The following is a 17,019-nucleotide window of genomic DNA, read 5'->3' as shown; positions in this document are numbered from 1 at the left end:
GAAAATGCCCGACGGCGGCATCCCACCCTGGTGGCAGGGTCGCCGTCGCCGTTAACCAGTGAGCTGGTTGTTACCGGTGCTGGCTTGCTGGATCCGCGGTCCGATGAGCGCTTCCATCTTGGCCTGCAGATATTGCTGGCCCGCCGCGGACGGGTGATCGCCGTCGGGACCAATGAGCTCCGCGGCATCGTCCATGATCCAGCCGAGGTCGATCGGATCAACGAAGTGCGCGCCGGCTTTCAGGGCAGCGGCCTTGTCCTGGTCGCGGATGTCGAGCCTTTCGGCTTCGGGCGTGCTCGTGTACGACGGCGGCCCGACCACGACGATGTCGGCTTGGGGAGCGCGGGACTTGACTGAGGCGAACGACCGCGTGGCCGCAGCCTCGGTTTCTCCTGCGGCCGTTCCCATATCGTTTTCGGAACCAAAGAACAGCACCAGGCGGGTCTCGTCGGTTACCGCTGTGTCCACTTGGGAACCGAAGGTCGATCCGTCCTCGCCGACACTGACGTAGCCGCTGCCATCCCGTGCAGCATTGACGATGGTCGCTTGGAGCTGTTGAAAGCCGGGATCGTTCTCCACCAGCTTTGGCCAGGCCTCGTCAGGCGAGGTGCCGTGACCCGTGCTGAGGGAGTCTCCGATGATCACCACGGTGGGCTGGGCCGCGGCGGACCGCGGTCCGGTGTCGGAGGAACAGGCGCTGAGGAGTGCGAGGACGGAAAGGCAGGCGGTGGCGATCGCCGTCGTCGTCCGGAGAAGTTCTCTTCGTCGGGTGTGATTCCGCAACAATTCGGCTCCTCCTCCGCAACTGTCCACATGTATCCGTCCCAGTTCCTTGGCACCATGTTACGTCGTGTGCCGTGCCTGCCTCTTGGTTCCTGGCTCGCGGAACCGGGCTTCCCGTCCAAGGTCCCGCCACTTGGCGTGTGCCAAGATGGAGAAGTGAATCCGGTCAATGACGCCACTTTCCAGAACAGCAGCCACCTCACCCGCTCGCGGCTCGCGCCTAATCCGGGTCCGATGAGCCTTGACGGCACCAACTCGTACGTCATTGCCGCGCCGGACGCTGCTGGAGTGGTCGTCGTGGATCCCGGGCCGCTCGACGAATCGCACCTCGCGGCCCTGGCCGCCGCGGGGCCTGTGGAGCTCGTTCTCATCACCCATCGCCACAAGGACCACACCGAGGCCTCTGAGGTGTTCCACGAACTCACCGGCGCGCCCGTCCGTGCGGCGGATCCCGCCTATTGCCACGGCGGCGAGCCGTTGCGCGGTGGCGAGGTCATCGAGGCCGGAGGCGTTGAGATCCGGGTTCTTGCCACGCCGGGCCATACCTCGGACTCAGTCTGCTTCCACCTTCCGGGCGACGGACCGGACGGCTCGGTGCTGACGGGCGATACCATCCTGGGGCGGGGCACCACCGTCCTGGACTATCCTGACGGACGGCTGGGGGATTACCTCTCCAGCCTCGACAAGCTCGAAAGCCTCGGTCCGGCGACGCTGTTGCCCGCACACGGCCCCGTCCTGCCAGCCGTCGACGCCGTGTGCCGCGAGTACCGGGCCCACAGGGAGATGCGCCTGGACCAAATCCGTGAAGCACTCGCGCGCCTCGGCGCCCAAGCCGAAGTCCAAGCTGTCACCGATGCGGTGTATCCCGACGTCGATCCTTCCGTGCGCTGGGCAGCTGAAACTTCGGTGGCGGCGCAATTGGACTATCTGCGCGGCTAGCGGGCACCTCTTCAGTGCGCGCATAGCGGCCGCCGGCGGACGGTACGCTAGAACCCATGCGTATCGCCCGGTTTGTTGTTGATTCTGATCCCGTCTACGGCGTCGTTGAAGGTGAGCCAGGCAGTGAAATGATCACTGTCATCCACGGCGACCCCTTCTTCAACGGCGTCGAGCGGACCTCGGTCCGCCACAAGCTGGAGGACGTTCGCCTTCTGGCCCCGATTATTCCCCGCAGCAAGGTCATCGGCGTCGGACGGAACTTCGCCGAGCATGCCCGGGAACTCGGTAATGAAGTTCCGCAGCACCCCTTGCTGTTCCTGAAACCGAATACCGCCGTCGTTGGCCCCAACGATCCGATCGTGTTGCCTGAGTTCTCGGAGGAAGTCTCCTTCGAAGCGGAACTCTGCGTCGTCATCGGCCGCATTTGCAAGGACGTGCCCGAGGACCGCGTGGACGACGTCATTTTCGGTTACACCTGCGGCAACGACCTCACGGCCCGCGACGTCCAGAAGACGGACCTGCAGTGGGCGCGTGCCAAGGGCTTTGACACCTCCGCGCCGCTCGGCCCGTGGATCGAGACGGAACTCGATCCCGAAGACCTGGCCATCAAGGGCTGGCTCAATGGCGAACTCCGCCAGGACGGCAGCACGAACCAGATGATCCGCAGCGTGCGCGAGCTGGTGTCGATCGTTTCGCAGGCTTTCACCCTGCTTCCGGGTGATGTCATCATGACCGGGACTCCTGCCGGCGTCGGGCTGGTCCAGGAGGGCGACCGCTACGAGATCGAGATCGAAGGCATCGGCCGCTTGTCCAACCCGGTAGTCCGCCGCTAAGAGGCTCGGCGTTCCGCCCAGCCGGTCGCTCTGGACCCGCTGGCACTGGGCATTCCGCCCACCGCCACGGGGTAAAGTTGGAACCACTATGACTACTGTTGCTGCGCCGAACTCTGCCGCCATTCCCGCCGTAAACGCCGAAACCCCGGTCCGCGTCCGGTTCTGCCCCTCACCTACGGGAACTCCGCACGTTGGGTTGATCCGCACGGCCCTCTTCAACTGGGCCTACGCGCGGCACACGGGTGGCAAGCTGATTTTCCGGATCGAGGACACCGATTCGGCCCGCGACAGCGAGGAGAGCTACCACCAACTGCTTGACGCGTTGAAGTGGCTCGGCATCGACTGGGACGAGGGCGTCGAGGTTGGCGGGCCGCACGAACCGTACCGCCAGTCGCAGCGCAGCGACATGTACCAGGACGTCATCGCCAAGCTCAAGGCCGGCGGTCACATCTATGAGTCGTACTCCACTCCCGAGGAGATCGAAGCACGGCACCGCGCCGCAGGGCGGGATCCTAAGCTCGGCTACGACGGCTTTGACCGGCACGTCACCGAGGAACAGCTCGCCCAGTACAAGGCCGAGGGCCGCAATGCCGTGCTGCGCCTGCGCATGCCGGACGAAGACCTGACCTTCAACGACCTTGTGCGCGGGGAGATCACGTTCAAGGCGGGATCCGTGCCTGACTTCGCTGTGGTGCGTGCCAACGGAGCTCCGCTGTACACGCTCGTGAACCCCGTGGACGATGCACTCATGGGCATCACGCACGTCCTCCGCGGCGAGGACCTGCTCAGCTCCACTCCCCGGCAGATCGCCCTCTACCGCGCGCTTTACGCCATCGGCGTGGCTGAGTACATGCCCGAGTTCGGCCACCTTCCCTATGTCATGGGCCAGGGCAACAAGAAGCTTTCCAAGCGCGATCCGGAATCCAGCCTGTTCCTGCACCGTGAACGTGGGTTCATCCGTGAAGGATTGCTCAATTACCTGTCACTCCTGGGCTGGTCGCTGAGCGCCGATGAGGATATCTTCACCGTGGAGCAGCTCGTGGCCAACTTCGATATCCACGATGTCCTGGGCAACCCTGCGCGCTTCGATATCAAGAAGGCCGAGGCCATCAACGGTACGCACGTGCGCATGCTCACGCCCGAGGACTTCCGTCAGAGGCTCGTGCCGTACCTGCGTGCCGCAGGTTTCGTGGGGGAGATCCTGACTCCGCGCCAGGAAGAGATCCTTGCCGAGTCCGCGCCGCTGGTCCAGGAACGGATCACCCTGCTGGGCGAAGCTCCCGAGATGCTCGCCTTCCTGTTCAAGAAGGACGACGCGATCGACATCGCCGAGGACGCCCGCAAGGGACTTCCCGAGAACCTGGTCGAGGTGCTGGACGCCGCGTTGGTTGCGCTGGAACCCCTCGCCGACTGGACAGCGGAAAGCATCCAGGCAGCGCTCAAGCAAGCGTTGGTGGAAGGTCTTGGGATCAAGCCGCGCCTCGCGTTCGGCCCGGTGCGCACGGCAATCTCCGGCCGCCGCATCTCGCCGCCGCTGTTCGAATCGATGGTCATCCTGGGCAAGGATTCCTCGCTCACCCGCCTGCGCGCGTTCCGCGGCTAGTTCAGGCACTCCGTGATCAACGCACTTCATGAGTCATTCGGCACGGTCCGCGGTGTCCTGTTCGACATCGACGACACCCTGGTGGACCTTGAGTACGCCATGACCACGGCCTTGCGTGACGTGAGCGAACACCTCCTGCCCGGCCTGGACCAGGCCGGGTGGGAGAAGTTCGGACGGATCTTCACGCACGAAACCACGCATTTCTATGACCGGTACCTAGCCGGTGAATTGACGTTCAACGAGCAGCGGCTCCTCCGTGGCCGCGCGGCCCTTGGGCATTTCGGTGTGGAGCTCGGGGGAGAGGACTCCCACACGTGGCTCAATGACTACTCGCGCCTACAGCCCAGTTATGTCAGGGCGTTCAGCGACGTCCTGCCCGTCCTCGACGCTCTCGACGCCGCGGGCATCCCCTACGGCGCCGTGAGCAACAACGTTCACGACTACCAGCGGGTCAAGCTCGACAGTGCGGGGCTTGCCCGGGTCTCGGTCCTTGTCGGAACGGACACCGTAGGCGTGCCCAAGCCGGACCCCGCCATTTACCTGGAAGGGGTCCGTCGCTTGGGCACCACCCCGGCCGAGACCCTTTTTGTGGGAGACAACCGCCTTCTCGACGCCGACGGCGCCACTGCTGCAGGATTGCTGGGCATCTGGTTGAATCGCACTGGTGAGCTCGCCTCCGACTTTTCCGGCCGGGAAATAGACTCCTTGACCCGGCTGCTCGCCTGAAGCTCTGCAGCTAAGCGCCCAGCCGGAACTTCCGCAGGAATACGAACGTTCCGATGGAACCCGCTCCCAGGACGCCCACAAGTCCGAGCGCCGTGCCGGTATCCGACTTTTCAGCCATGCTCGACGGCGACACCGCCGCAGCTCCTTGATGCAGTTCCGCGGTGCCCGCCGCGATCCGCGCATTTCCGTCCGCGAGTTTGTCGGCACCGGTGGACAACTTGGCTGAGCCTGCTGCCAGTTTGGCGTTTCCATCGGACAACTTGGAGGCGCCCGCTGCCAACGCAGTGGAACCGTCAAGGAGACCGGGTGAGGAAGGATCAGCAGGGCTGCCCTTGATCCCTGTCATCAGCGAGTCCGTGCCTGCAGCCAAGCGGGACGTGCCGTCCGTCATGCTGGCGGTGGCTTTGAGGAGGCCCGGATGCTCAGGGTCGCCAGGTACGCCGTCCATGCCCACGCGGATCTTTGCGGTTCCATCGGCGAGCATTTGGGTTCCCAGAACCACGCCCGGGGACGCCGGATCCTGGCTATTGAGCTTCTGGGCGAGGATGGCGAAACCGTCCGTCAGTTTGCCGGTCCCTGCTGCCAGCTTCCCGGTGCCGTCGGCGAGCCGTCCGGTGCCGGCGTGCAGTTGCGCCGCTCCGGCCGAAAGCTGGCCAGCTCCGGCCTGCAATTGCGAGGCTCCGGCGTCAAGGCGGTGCGCGCCGTCGTTGAGCGCATTGATCTGGGCCTTCAGCGTTGCCAGGGGCACCACGCCCTGGATACCGTTGGCGGCGTCGGCGAGCTGCTGGAGCCCCTGGGCCAACGCAGCGGAGCCGGTTCCCTTGGTGGGATCGTCTCCGGCACCCGGGTCGCCTTTCAGCTGGTCGGTGCCCGCCGCGAGCCTGGAAGCACCTGCGTCGAGTTGGGCGGCACCGGAGTTGAGCTGGGCGGCTCCGCTGTTGAGCTGGTTCGCACCGTTGTTTAGTTGGGTGGCGCCGTCTCCGAGATTGTTTTCAGCATTGCCGCCCGGCGTCGGAGTCAGTGCCGCGGAAAGCTGCAGGGCACCCGCCGCGAGCTTCTGTGCGCCGTCGTCCACTTTGTAGACTCCCGGCGCAAGCTTGGCGTTGACGTCATTCTGGATTTTCACGGCCCCTGTTGCGAGTTTGTCGGCTCCGTCCTTCAACTGCTGGGCTCCCGGGGCTAGTTTGCCTTGGATTCCGTTTTGGACTTTTGACGCGCCATCAGCCAGCTTGGCCGCACCTGTCCCGGCTTCCGCAGCTCCACCCGCAAGCCTTGCCGCGCCGTCCTTGAGCTGGCCTGCGCCGGCGGATGCCTGGCCTGCGCCGTCATTCAGCTGCGCCGACCCCGCCGCGATCTTCCCAATGACCAGGGTGTAGAAGCCGAGGAGCGCGATCAACAGGAGTGCGAGCACGGCAATGGCGATTATCTGGGCACGGCTCCGCGTTCTGGTGGCAGTTGCAGGGTTCGGTGTCATGGGCAATTCCTCTCGATGACTTTCCCGACAGCGGCGCTGCTGCCAGGGATCCCCCCATGTGACGCAGCTAACAGGCGACCCGGCCTGTAGCTGTGCCACGAAACAAGTGCGTGGCGTTGGTTACCGATTGGTAACTTACCGAGAGTAAAGCTAAGACCCTGCCGATTGCAAGGGTTTTTTCGATGTCGTCATCCTTGCCGGGGGATTGTCGAGGTGCGCATCGGGCGTGCGCGGGCGTGCGCGGTCGATTTGTGTGCATCGAAAGTCTCGGGTAAAGTAATTACTCGTGCTGAGGGGCACGGAGCGAAGGTTTACGCCATCGAATCCGGCCTAAAAGCGCCAATGGGATATGGTGTAATTGGCAACACTACGGTTTCTGGTACCGTCATTCTAGGTTCGAGTCCTGGTATCCCAGCTCTGAATAATCCGCGAATTTGCGCGGGAATTTGGAGTTTCAAAACGGTTCGCCGATTTGAAACAATGCTGGATGTATGAAATACTCATTCAGCTTGAATGCCGGAAGCGGTATTCAATATGGCAGTAAAACAAAGTGCAAGGCCCCATCGTATAGCGGCCTAGTACGCCGCCCTCTCACGGCGGTAACGCGGGTTCGAATCCCGCTGGGGTCACAAAATGAATCCCCCGGAACCATCAGGTTCCGGGGGATTTTTCTTTGCCCAAAGTTCGTGTGGATTTCTCCCCTCAATAAAGGGGGAGCAGTACGGCTGGCAGCTCAGGTGGTCTTCTGAAGGGCCTCTGCAGCATCCCTGACCTTGATGAGCGTGCGGAGGTTCCGCGTGGTGGTGCTCGCCTTGTAGCGGGTCTTTGCGGAGAGCTTGCTGAAGGGGCTGTCCAAGGTTCCTCCCGCCGGGGCTAGCCACGCCGTCGCCTCGGGACCCAGCCGGACTTGCTCGACGCCGCCCTGCCCTGGTGCGCCGAGGGCCGCGCCGGCGTTGAATAGTTCGTCCAGCATGGCCGCGTCCGAGGCGAGCGTGATGTAGCTGTGCGTGGTTTTATCGTCTGCCGGATAGGGGCAGGCTTCCACTAGTTCGGCAACCCTTTCGGAGCTCAGGACCACCACCCAGGCGTCGTAGCCAAATGCCGACCTCAAGCACTTTTCGAATTCGTCCTTGACTCCCGCTGCGTCGAGCTCGCTCCGGAGCACCACGTTGCCGCTGGCCAGCAAGGTCTTGACGTCGGTGAAGGGGTACGCCTTCAGGGCTGCTTTGAGGTCGGCCATCTTGATGTTGATCCCGCCCACGTTGATCCCGCGCAGGAACACGGCAAAGCTGTTCATGCGCCTACCCTACCTGCGCCCGTCTGCAGGAGGGGCGCAGACGGGGAGGCTGGCGGGAAACGGGAAGCGCTTAGTCGTTGTTCTTGCGCAGGGCTTCGGTCAGTACCCGGGCGGCGTTGCAGACGACTTCGGCATGCAGGCGTCCGGGCTGGCGGGTCAGGCGCTCGATGGGGCCGGAGATGGACACCGCAGCAATGACCCGGCCGGAAGGGCCGCGCACGGGTGCGGAGACCGAGGCGACTCCAGGCTCGCGTTCGCCGAGGCTCTGGGCCCAGCCCCGGCGTCGTACTCCTGCCAGCACTGTCGGCGTGAACCGGGCGTTCTGAAGTCCGTCCAAGAGGCGGTCGTGGTCTTCCCATGCCAGCAGGATCTGGGCGGCGGAGCCGGCCTTCATGGAGAGCTGTGTGCCTACGGGAATGGTGTCGCGCAGGCCGATCGGACGTTCGGCCGAGGCAACGCAGACGCGCCAGTCGCCCTGGCGTCGGAAGATCTGGGCGCTCTCTCCGGTGGCGTCGCGCAACTGGATCAAGACGGGGCCTGCGGAAGCGATGAGCCGGTCTTCGCCGGCTGCCGAAGCAAGCTCGACAAGGCGGCTGCCGAGGACAAAACGCCCTTGGATGTCGCGGCTCACGAGGCGGTGGTGGACGAGCGCCAGCGCAAGGCGGTGCACCGTGGGGCGGGCCAGACCTGTTGCCGCCACAAGTTGAGCCAAGGTGGTTGGCCCCGCCTCAAGTGCGTCGAGCACCTGGGCCGCTTTATCGATGACGCCGACTCCACTAGAATTGTCCATGTAATGATATTGCCGTCTCAATATCTGAGATGCAAGTTGTTTCACTGGCGCAGTTCGGATCACTGATGTTCAGTGGAAGTAGTCAAGCCAACCGCAGTGAAGGGAGCAGGCCGTGGGAAAGACACTGGCCGAGAAAGTTTGGGATGCGCACGTGGTGCGCAAGGGCGAAGGCGAAGGAGCCAACGCCCAGCCCGATCTTCTGTTCATCGACCTGCACCTCGTGCATGAGGTGACCTCCCCGCAGGCCTTTGAGGGCTTGCGCCTTGCTGGACGACCCCTGCGCCGCCCGGACCTCACGATCGCCACGGAGGACCACAACACTCCGACCCTGGACATCGACAAGCCGATTGCCGATCTGACCAGCCGCACCCAGATCCAGACCTTGCGGAACAACTGCAAGGAGTTCGGAGTCCGCCTGCACTCGCTCGGCGACGCCGAGCAGGGCATTGTGCACGTTGTCGGACCCCAGTTGGGCCTCACCCAGCCCGGCATGACGGTTGTCTGCGGCGATTCACACACCTCGACCCACGGCGCCTTCGGAGCACTCGCCATGGGTATCGGCACTTCCGAGGTGGAACACGTCATGGCCACCCAGACGCTGTCCCTCAAGCCGTTCAAGACCATGGCCATCAACGTTGAAGGCACCCTGCGTCCGGGCGTTTCGGCGAAGGACATCATCCTTGCAGTCATTGCCAAGATCGGCACCGGCGGCGGGCAGGGCTACGTCCTGGAGTACCGCGGCTCGGCCATCCGGGCGCTCTCCATGGATGCCCGCATGACCATCTGCAACATGTCCATCGAGGCCGGCGCCCGCGCTGGCCTGGTGGCCCCGGACCAGACGACGTACGACTACATGTACGGCCGCCCGCACGCCCCCCAGGGCGACGAGTGGGATGCCGCCGTCGAATACTGGAACACGCTGCACACCGACGACGACGCAACTTTCGACGTCGAGGTGGACCTCGACGCCGATACCTTGGAGCCGTTCGTGACCTGGGGGACCAACCCGGGCCAGGGCATTTCGCTCAACGAGGCAGTGCCGTTCCCCGCGGACTTCGGTGACGAGAACGCCAAGCTGGCTGCCGAGCGCGCGCTGCAGTACATGGGCCTCGAAGCCGGGACGCCCATGAAGGACATCCGGGTGGACACGGTCTTCCTCGGATCCTGCACGAACTCCCGCATCGAGGACCTCCGGGCCGCCGCCGATGTCATACGCGGGCGCGAAAAGGACCCCAAGGTCCGCATGCTCGTGGTCCCCGGCTCGGCACGCGTCCGCCTTGAAGCCGAAGCCGAGGGCCTGGACAAGGTGTTCAAGGAATTCGGCGCTGAATGGCGCTTCGCCGGTTGCTCCATGTGCCTGGGCATGAATCCGGACCAGCTGGAACCGGGGGAGCGCTGTGCCTCCACCTCGAACCGCAACTTCGAAGGACGCCAGGGCAAGGGCGGACGTACCCACCTGGTTTCGCCGGTAGTCGCCGCAGCCACGGCAGTCCGCGGAACGCTGAGCTCGCCTTCGGACCTGGAGCCCGCCTCTGTTTCCGCATCCACCACCACCGACGCCGCCTAGGAGGGCCCCATGGAAAAGTTCACCACCCACACTGGCATCGGTGTCCCGCTGCGCCAGAGCAATGTGGACACGGACCAGATCATTCCCGCGGTCTACTTGAAGCGGATTACGCGTACCGGTTTCGAGGACGCCCTGTTCTCGGCGTGGCGGAAGGACCCGTCCTTCATCCTCAACCAGGAACCCTTCAACGCCGGCTCCGTGCTGGTGGCGGGACCCGATTTCGGTACCGGTTCATCCCGCGAGCACGCAGTCTGGGCGCTGAAGGACTACGGCTTCAAAGCCGTGCTCTCGTCCCGGTTCGCGGATATTTTCCGCGGCAACTCGGGAAAGCAAGGCCTCCTGGCGGCCGAGCTTGCCCAGGACGACATCGAGCTCATCTGGAAAGTCCTTGAAAACGCGCCCGGCACCGAAGTCAAGGTGGACCTCGTGTCCAAGACCGTTGAGTGCGGAAACGTCGTCGCACCTTTCGAGATCGATGACTACACCCGCTGGCGCCTCCTCGAGGGCCTGGATGACATCGGACTGACGCTCCAGCACGAGGAAGACATCACGGCCTACGAGGCCACAAGGCCTTCCTTCAAACCGAAAACCCTGCCGGCGCGCACCCAGTAGCGCGAACCGAGCAGCTTCCGTACCTTGAAAGGACCGGTGCACCCGAAAGAACGGGTGCGCCGGTCCTTTTCGTCTGCGTGACGCGTTTCGCGGGATGTGGCCATGGCCTGATCCCGGCGTTGTGCCTCCATGGTTGTCGTTGGGGTTGGAATGAGGGGTTATCCATGGATCGGGCACGAACGCGGGGTCACTTACGGCCCATGCCGGGCGGCAACATGGGCCGTAAGTGACCCCGCGTCGCTGAAAGCCGGCCTTCGCCGCGCCCCGGCATTTCGAATCGGTAACGTCAGCTTTTATGCTTAGCTGGAGCCTTCGTAAGTGTGGGGGCATCAACTCGTGAGGAAACCGGTATAGATGAGTAGTGTTCTGACAATCCGCGGCGGCGTCCCTTTGACTGGCCGCGTCACCGTCAGAGGTGCCAAGAACCTTGTTCCCAAGGCCATGGTGGCTTCCCTCCTCGGCAACGAACCGTCGGTGCTGCGGAACGTCCCGGAAATCAAGGACGTCGAGGTGGTCACCAGCCTCTTGCAGCTCCACGGCGTGACTGTGCAGAAGGATCCCGTCACCGGCGATCTCACTCTGGATCCGAAGAATGCGAAGACGGCGTCCAGCACCGCGATCGACGCGCACGCCGGGGACTCCCGTATCCCGATCCTGCTCTGCGGTCCCTTGATTCATGCGATCGGAGAAGCCTTCATTCCCGATCTCGGTGGCTGCAAGATCGGCGACCGGCCCATCGACTACCACCTGAACGTGCTCCGCCAGTTTGGCGCCGTCGTCGAAAAGCGCCCGGGCGGCATCCACATCTCCGCTCCCAAGGGACTTCACGGCGCCAAGATCTCACTCCCGTACCCGTCGGTGGGAGCCACGGAACAGGTCCTGCTGAGTGCCACCCGCGCCGAGGGCATCACCGAACTCAGCGGTGCCGCCACCGAACCCGAAATCATCGACCTCATCGCTGTGCTGCAGAAGATGGGTGCCATCATCAGCGTCCAGACCGATCGCACCATCCGGATCGAGGGCGTTCGGGACCTGGGTGGCTACGACCACCGCGCACTGGCAGACCGCAACGAATCGGCGTCGTGGGCTTCGGCTGCCTTGGTGACCCGGGGAGACATCTTCGTGGAGGGCGCTTCCCAGCGGGACATGATGACGTTCCTCAACACCTACCGCAAGGTGGGCGGCGGAATGGACATCCGCGAGGACGGCATCCGCTTCTACCACCCTGGCGGAAAGCTGAGCCCGCTCGTCCTTGAGACGGATGTGCACCCGGGCTTCATGACCGACTGGCAACAGCCCCTGGTGGTCGCCCTGACCCAGGCTGAAGGCGTGTCGATCGTCCACGAAACCGTGTACGAAAACCGCTTCGGCTTCACTGACGCCCTGACCCGCATGGGCGCAACCATCCAGGTCCACCGTGAATGCCTCGGAAGCGTGCCCTGCCGCTTCGGCCAGCGCAACTTCCTGCACTCCGCCGTCGTCTCAGGACCCACTCCGCTCAGGGGAACCGACATCGACATCCCCGACCTCCGTGGCGGATTCAGCCACCTCATTGCGGCGCTCGCCGCGACCGGCACGTCCAGGGTGACCGGGATCGACATCATCAACCGCGGCTACGAGCGCTTCACCGAAAAGCTCGCCGGCCTGGGCGCCGATTTCGACCTCACCGAATCCAAGTAACGGGGGACACCTTGAAGGAATCGGCCCAGAGCCGTGCCATGTTCGCTGTTCTTGCGGGACTTGCACGACCGCTCATGAACGTCCTCATGGCAAAGAAGTGGGAGGGGACCGACAAGCTTCCCGCGGGTGGCTTCATCGCCGCCCCGAACCACTGCACCGAGATCGACCCCATCGTCGTGGGGCACATGCTCTACAACATGAAGCGTCCGCCGCATTTCCTCGCTAAGGCGGGCCTCTTCAAGGCGCCGGTCCTCGGCAGCCTGTTGCGCGCCACGAACCAGATTCCCGTGGAGCGCTCGACGACGGGGGCGAACCGCTCGTTGCAAGCCGCCCAGGAAGTGGTGGATGCCGGCGGCGCCATCATCATCTATCCGGAGGGTACCCTGACGCGCGATCCGGATTTGTGGCCGATGAAGGGCCACACGGGAGCTGCCCGCCTGGCAATCCAGACGGGTGCCCCTGTGGTTCCCATTGCCCATTGGGGTGCCCATGAGGTGTTTCCCCGTTACGCCAAACGCCTGCACGTGTTCCCGCGGAAGACATCCCGCATCCTGGTAGGCGATCCCGTGGACCTCAGCGCTTTCCAGGGCCGGCCGCTGGACCGGGCCACCCTGGTTGAGGCTACGGACATCATCATGGTTGCCATCACGGAGCTTCTTGCTACCTTGCGCGGGGAACAACCGCCGAAGGAACGCTGGGACCCTGCTGCCCACAACCAGTCGAAGCACGGCCGCTTCCAAGCGACTGAAGGAACCTCGGGCACCAATGGTACGGACGGACCGAAGTGACTTCCGGGGAAGAATTCATCGCCGACAGAGGCGTTGTGGCCGTGCTTGGCGCGGGATCCTGGGGTACGACGTTCGCGAAGGTCTTGGCTGATGCTGCACTTGCGAGCGGTGCGGAGCGCAGTATCCGCATTTGGGGCCGGCGGGACGAAGTGGTCGACCAGATCAACGCGGAGCACCGCAACACGCAGTACCTGAAGGACATTGCACTGCCAGACTCCATCACGGCTTCAACGGATGTGGCCGGGGTCCTTGCGGGCGCCGGAATCGTGATCCTCGCCGTGCCGGCGCAGTCGCTTCGGCTTCAACTGCGCAAATGGAAACCGCTCGTGGCACCCGGCGCCGTGGTCGTTTCCCTCATGAAGGGCCTTGAACTCGGTACGGATTCCCGCATGAGCGAAGTCATTTCCGAGGAACTCGACATTCCGCAGGAACGCGTGGCCGTTGTTTCGGGACCCAACCTGGCAATGGAGATCGCCCGCCAGGAACCGACAGCCTCTGTGGTGGCCTGCAGCGACGAAGCCACGGCTGCATCGTTCGCGCTCTACTGCACCGCGCCGTACTTCCGCCCCTACACGAGCAACGACGTGGTCGGCGTCGAAATCGGGGGAATCGTGAAAAACGTCATTGCCCTTGCCGTCGGTATCTGCGAAGGCAAGCAAATGGGCGACAATACCAAGGCGTCCGTGATCACTCGCGGCCTCGCGGAGACATCGAGGCTGGCTCTTGCCCTGGGCGGCGAAGCGCGCACGATGGCCGGACTTGCCGGACTGGGAGACCTCGTGGCTACCTGTTCTTCGCCCTTGTCCCGAAACCACACGGCCGGGCGGTTGCTCGGCGAAGGTTTGACCCTTGAACAGGTCACCGAGCACATGACTCAGACGGCGGAAGGCATCAAATCCGGGTACGCTGTCTACGAACTAGCCGGGAAACTCGGTGTCGACATGCCGATCACCGCGGCCGTTGTGGCCGTCCTCGAAGGCAAACTGTCCGTTGATGAACTTGGGCCCAGACTCCTGGCCCGCTCCCTGAAGTCCGAAGGCGATTACTGACCGTGACCGAAGAATCCCTGTCTGCCGGAACCGCTGAGTCCGCCGGAACAACCGCTTCTGCCGGAACTGCCGGGTCCGCGAAGCCGGCCAAACATCGGCGGCCCCGCGTCGCCGTGCTCTTTGGTGGCCGATCCAGCGAGCACGCGGTCAGCTGCGTGACGGCGGCCGGCGTCATGGGCGCCATCGACAAGAGCAAGTACGACGTCGTCCCCATCGGGATAGCCAAGTCAGGCCAGTGGGTGATTCCCTCGGCTGACATCAGCCAGTGGTCGCTGAGCGCCTCGGCCTTGCCTGAAGTGCTGCCTTCCGGCAAGACCGTAACCCTCGCCGAGGTGGGCGGAGCCCACCAATTGATCGTCACGGCGCCAAATGCGGTGCCCGAGGAACTGGGCTCCGTGGACGTCGTCTTTCCGCTCCTGCACGGCCCGTGGGGCGAAGACGGCACCATCCAGGGCCTCTTGGAGCTCTCGGACACCCGCTACGTTGGAGCGGGAGTCCTCGCATCCGCCGTTGGCATGGACAAGCACTACATGAAGGTCGTTTTCGAGGCCGCCGGGCTTACCGTGGGACCGTATGTCGCCGTCACTGACCGCGAATGGATCAACGACGCCGAAGCCGTGCGCAAGCGCGTGGACCGTCTCGGCTTTCCCGTCTTCGTGAAGCCCGCCCGCGCCGGTTCCTCGATGGGAATTTCCAAGGTTGATTCGATGGATGATTTGGATGCCGCCATCGAAGAAGCACGGCGGCACGACCTCAAGCTGGTGATCGAGGCCGGGATTGTTGGCCGCGAAATCGAGTGCGCAGTCCTTGAAGGACGTGGCACTGCGGCCCCGCGAACCTCCATGCCGGGGGAAATCGCCGTCGCTCCAGGAGAACACGAGTTCTACGACTTCAACGCCAAATATGTGGAGGACGGCGCAGCAGCCCTTAGCTGCCCGGCCGACATTCCCGACGAGGCTATTGCGCGCGTCCGCGAGCTCGCGGCGGCCGCGTTCGATGCGGTCGGTGCCGAAGGCCTCAGCCGCGTGGACTTTTTCTACACTCCGGACGGCGAACTTATCATCAACGAGATCAACACGATGCCCGGATTCACCCCGAAGAGCATGTATCCGCAAATGTGGGCGGCTTCCGGGTTGGGCTATGCCGAGTTGATCGACGAACTCATCTACCTGGCGCTCAACCGCAAAACCGGCCTGCGCTGATAGCCGGCCGGCGCCGACGACCGACCTGGGCTGAGCCTGCTACTTGCCGGGGGTGCTCGTGGGCAGGTTCTGCAGCAGCTCAGGCTGGCCGACGCATTTGCGCACGGCCTTGATTTTCGCCGCCGCAGGCGCCAGATCGGCAAGGACCGTGGCGGAGCTGATCTTGTTCGGGTCCATGAGGATTTCCGTGGCGGGCTCGCGCCCGTACGTGGTCAGGGTCCATACCGGGTCGCCTTCCTTGATGACCCAGTCGACGTCGTTGACGGTGACGCAGCGGTCGGTGGTGGGGCCGGGGACGTTGACGCCGCAACGCAGAATCAACACCGACGGGTCGCCCCATGCCGCCGTGGCCTGGCTATTGGTCTTCCGCAGGGCGGCGTCGCCGATGGTGTCCGGGAGCGAAACCATCATGGGCGCGCAGGCAGCATTCGCGGCATCGGCCGCGGGCTTCACGTCGACCACGGGGGAGCAGGCTGCAAGGGCAAGAACCGAAGCCGCCGCGGCTGTCAAGGAACAGAGGGCGCGGACGTACACAGCGGCTTTCGTTTGATGCATTGATCAAGCCTATCGCGGCTGCGGCGAGCCGAGGATCGGGGAAGCGGGCGCCACGGACAGCTCTTTGTTGTCGGCGGTTCGCGATAGCGTAGAGCTGTGTCCAAAGAACAACAGACTGTCGGTGAGCTCTCCGAAGGCGAGCTCCTCGCGCGCATCTTTCCGCGCCTGAACCACAGCAACAGCGTGCTGCTCGGGCCGGGGGATGACGCCGCAGTCGTCGCCGCCCCGGATGGCCGGACCCTCATTTCCATCGACACCCAGACCCAGGACCAGGACTTCCGCCTGGAATGGAACAACGGATACCGGACTACAGGCTATGACGTCGGCTGGAAATCGGCAGCCCAGAATCTCAGCGACATCAACGCAATGGGTGGTACCGCCGTCTCCCTCGTCGTCAGCTTGACCATGCCGCCCGGCACCCCGGTGCAGTGGGTCGTGGACTTCGCGGATGGCCTCACGGCCGGCATCGTCGGCTTGGGGGCTGCCGATTGTTCGGTTGCCGGGGGAGACTTGGGCCGCGGCCGCGAAATCGCGGTGACCGTCGCCGTCGTCGGGACAATGCACGGACTCCCTGCTGTCTTGCGGTCCGGGGCCCGGCCGGGAGACATCCTGGCCCTTGCCGGAACTGTTGGACGTGCCGCAGCCGGCCTGGCCCTGCTCGAAAGCACCATACCCGTAGGCAAGCTGGACGCCGCCGAGCGCGCACTCATGGACAGCCAGTGCCGGCCGCAGCCGCCCCTCGCCGCAGGCCCGCAGGCTGCCAAGGCAGGAGCGACGGCCATGATGGACGTCTCCGACGGGCTCTTGCGCGACGGCTTCCGCCTTGCCGAAGCCAGCGGCGTCGCGCTCGACCTCGATCCCATCGCGCTCAAGGCACTCGCCGCACCCTTGGAAGCTGCCTCGGCTCCCCTTGGCCGCGATCCCATGGACTGGATCCTGGGCGGGGGAGAGGACCACGGCCTGCTGGTGACATTTCCAGCAGATGTTCAGCTACCTTCCGGCTTCACTGCGATAGGCTCGATCCAGGCCGTTGCCGAAGGACAGCACAGCGGCGTCCGGATAGCGGGAATGCCCGCTGACACCGTGGGATGGGATCACTTTGCAGACTAAGATTGCCGCCA

The 17,019-nt window shown here is 64.2% G+C and carries 16 protein-coding genes and 2 tRNA genes; 13 read left to right on the top strand and 5 right to left on the bottom strand.

The window, feature by feature from the left end:
* Positions 1-51: 51 nt before the first annotated feature.
* A complete protein-coding gene (locus VLA65_RS03945) occupies positions 52-786 on the bottom strand; it encodes an SGNH/GDSL hydrolase family protein (RefSeq protein WP_332601866.1) in 735 nt (244 codons plus the stop codon).
* 153 nt (positions 787-939) lie between these two features.
* Here VLA65_RS03945 and VLA65_RS03940 point away from each other — a divergent pair, with 153 nt between their 5' ends.
* The 4 genes from VLA65_RS03940 to VLA65_RS03925 all read left to right on the top strand — a co-directional run bounded on the left by VLA65_RS03940 (position 940) and on the right by VLA65_RS03925 (position 4,884).
* The gene (locus VLA65_RS03940) at positions 940-1,722 is read left to right on the top strand and encodes an MBL fold metallo-hydrolase (protein ID WP_059387652.1); all 783 of its coding nucleotides are present in this window, start codon (positions 940-942) and stop codon (positions 1,720-1,722) included.
* Between the two features lie 56 nt (positions 1,723-1,778).
* Complete coding sequence (locus VLA65_RS03935) at positions 1,779-2,555, top strand: fumarylacetoacetate hydrolase family protein (RefSeq protein WP_059387649.1); 777 nt, start codon at positions 1,779-1,781, stop codon at positions 2,553-2,555.
* Between the two features lie 88 nt (positions 2,556-2,643).
* Entirely contained in the window at positions 2,644-4,158 is a 1,515-nt protein-coding gene (gltX, locus tag VLA65_RS03930) for a glutamate--tRNA ligase (RefSeq protein WP_284988356.1), read from the top strand.
* Positions 4,159-4,170: 12 nt separating this feature from the next.
* A complete protein-coding gene (locus tag VLA65_RS03925; protein ID WP_253257138.1) occupies positions 4,171-4,884 on the top strand; it encodes an HAD family hydrolase in 714 nt (237 codons plus the stop codon).
* Positions 4,885-4,894: 10 nt separating this feature from the next.
* Here VLA65_RS03925 and VLA65_RS03920 read toward each other — a convergent pair whose 3' ends face one another.
* Positions 4,895-6,358 (bottom strand): hypothetical protein, encoded by a 1,464-nt coding sequence (locus tag VLA65_RS03920; protein ID WP_332601865.1) that lies wholly within the window; start codon positions 6,356-6,358, stop codon positions 4,895-4,897.
* A 343-nt stretch (positions 6,359-6,701) separates the two neighbouring features.
* On the opposite strand from VLA65_RS03920, the gene VLA65_RS03915 reads away from it, so the two are divergent.
* Positions 6,702-6,773, top strand: a tRNA-Gln gene (locus tag VLA65_RS03915).
* Positions 6,774-6,914: 141 nt separating this feature from the next.
* Positions 6,915-6,987: transfer RNA gene (locus tag VLA65_RS03910), tRNA-Glu, on the top strand.
* A 104-nt stretch (positions 6,988-7,091) separates the two neighbouring features.
* On the opposite strand, the gene VLA65_RS03905 is transcribed toward VLA65_RS03910, so the two are convergent.
* Positions 7,092-7,655 carry a DUF1697 domain-containing protein gene (locus VLA65_RS03905; protein WP_332601864.1) on the bottom strand — a complete coding sequence of 188 codons (564 nt, stop codon included), beginning with the start codon at positions 7,653-7,655 and terminating at the stop codon, positions 7,092-7,094.
* 70 nt (positions 7,656-7,725) lie between these two features.
* A complete protein-coding gene (locus VLA65_RS03900; RefSeq protein WP_028264661.1) occupies positions 7,726-8,445 on the bottom strand; it encodes an IclR family transcriptional regulator in 720 nt (239 codons plus the stop codon).
* A 112-nt stretch (positions 8,446-8,557) separates the two neighbouring features.
* Here VLA65_RS03900 and leuC point away from each other — a divergent pair, with 112 nt between their 5' ends.
* The 6 genes from leuC (at position 8,558) to VLA65_RS03870 (ending at position 15,343) form a co-directional block, all read left to right on the top strand.
* Positions 8,558-10,012, top strand: coding sequence for a 3-isopropylmalate dehydratase large subunit (leuC, locus tag VLA65_RS03895; protein WP_284988353.1), 1,455 nt, complete (start codon positions 8,558-8,560; stop codon positions 10,010-10,012).
* 9 nt (positions 10,013-10,021) lie between these two features.
* Entirely contained in the window at positions 10,022-10,624 is a 603-nt protein-coding gene (leuD, locus tag VLA65_RS03890) for a 3-isopropylmalate dehydratase small subunit (RefSeq protein ID WP_059387656.1), read from the top strand.
* Positions 10,625-10,978: 354 nt separating this feature from the next.
* Positions 10,979-12,304: a UDP-N-acetylglucosamine 1-carboxyvinyltransferase gene (murA, locus tag VLA65_RS03885; RefSeq protein WP_059387657.1), complete on the top strand. Its 1,326-nt coding sequence runs from the start codon at positions 10,979-10,981 to the stop codon at positions 12,302-12,304.
* An 11-nt stretch (positions 12,305-12,315) separates the two neighbouring features.
* Positions 12,316-13,092 carry a lysophospholipid acyltransferase family protein gene (locus VLA65_RS03880; protein ID WP_332601863.1) on the top strand — a complete coding sequence of 259 codons (777 nt, stop codon included), beginning with the start codon at positions 12,316-12,318 and terminating at the stop codon, positions 13,090-13,092.
* A complete protein-coding gene (locus VLA65_RS03875; RefSeq protein WP_059387659.1) occupies positions 13,089-14,141 on the top strand; it encodes an NAD(P)H-dependent glycerol-3-phosphate dehydrogenase in 1,053 nt (350 codons plus the stop codon). The genes VLA65_RS03880 and VLA65_RS03875 overlap by 4 nt, the downstream gene beginning before the upstream one ends.
* 2 nt (positions 14,142-14,143) lie before the next feature.
* The gene (locus VLA65_RS03870) at positions 14,144-15,343 is read left to right on the top strand and encodes a D-alanine--D-alanine ligase family protein (protein ID WP_306960832.1); all 1,200 of its coding nucleotides are present in this window, start codon (positions 14,144-14,146) and stop codon (positions 15,341-15,343) included.
* Positions 15,344-15,382: 39 nt separating this feature from the next.
* On the opposite strand, the gene VLA65_RS03865 is transcribed toward VLA65_RS03870, so the two are convergent.
* A complete protein-coding gene (locus tag VLA65_RS03865; RefSeq protein WP_284988349.1) occupies positions 15,383-15,898 on the bottom strand; it encodes a DUF3515 family protein in 516 nt (171 codons plus the stop codon).
* Between the two features lie 96 nt (positions 15,899-15,994).
* Between VLA65_RS03865 and thiL the strand changes: the two genes are divergently transcribed.
* On the top strand, positions 15,995-17,008 hold the full coding sequence (gene thiL / locus VLA65_RS03860; protein WP_332601862.1) for a thiamine-phosphate kinase: 1,014 nt from the start codon (positions 15,995-15,997) through the stop codon (positions 17,006-17,008).
* Positions 17,009-17,019 lie beyond the last annotated feature (11 nt).

Origin of the sequence: Arthrobacter sp. S2(2024) (assembly GCF_036662515.1) — a bacterium.
Lineage (GTDB): Bacteria > Actinomycetota > Actinomycetes > Actinomycetales > Micrococcaceae > Arthrobacter.
This window is presented reverse-complemented; position numbering and strand designations above follow the sequence as displayed.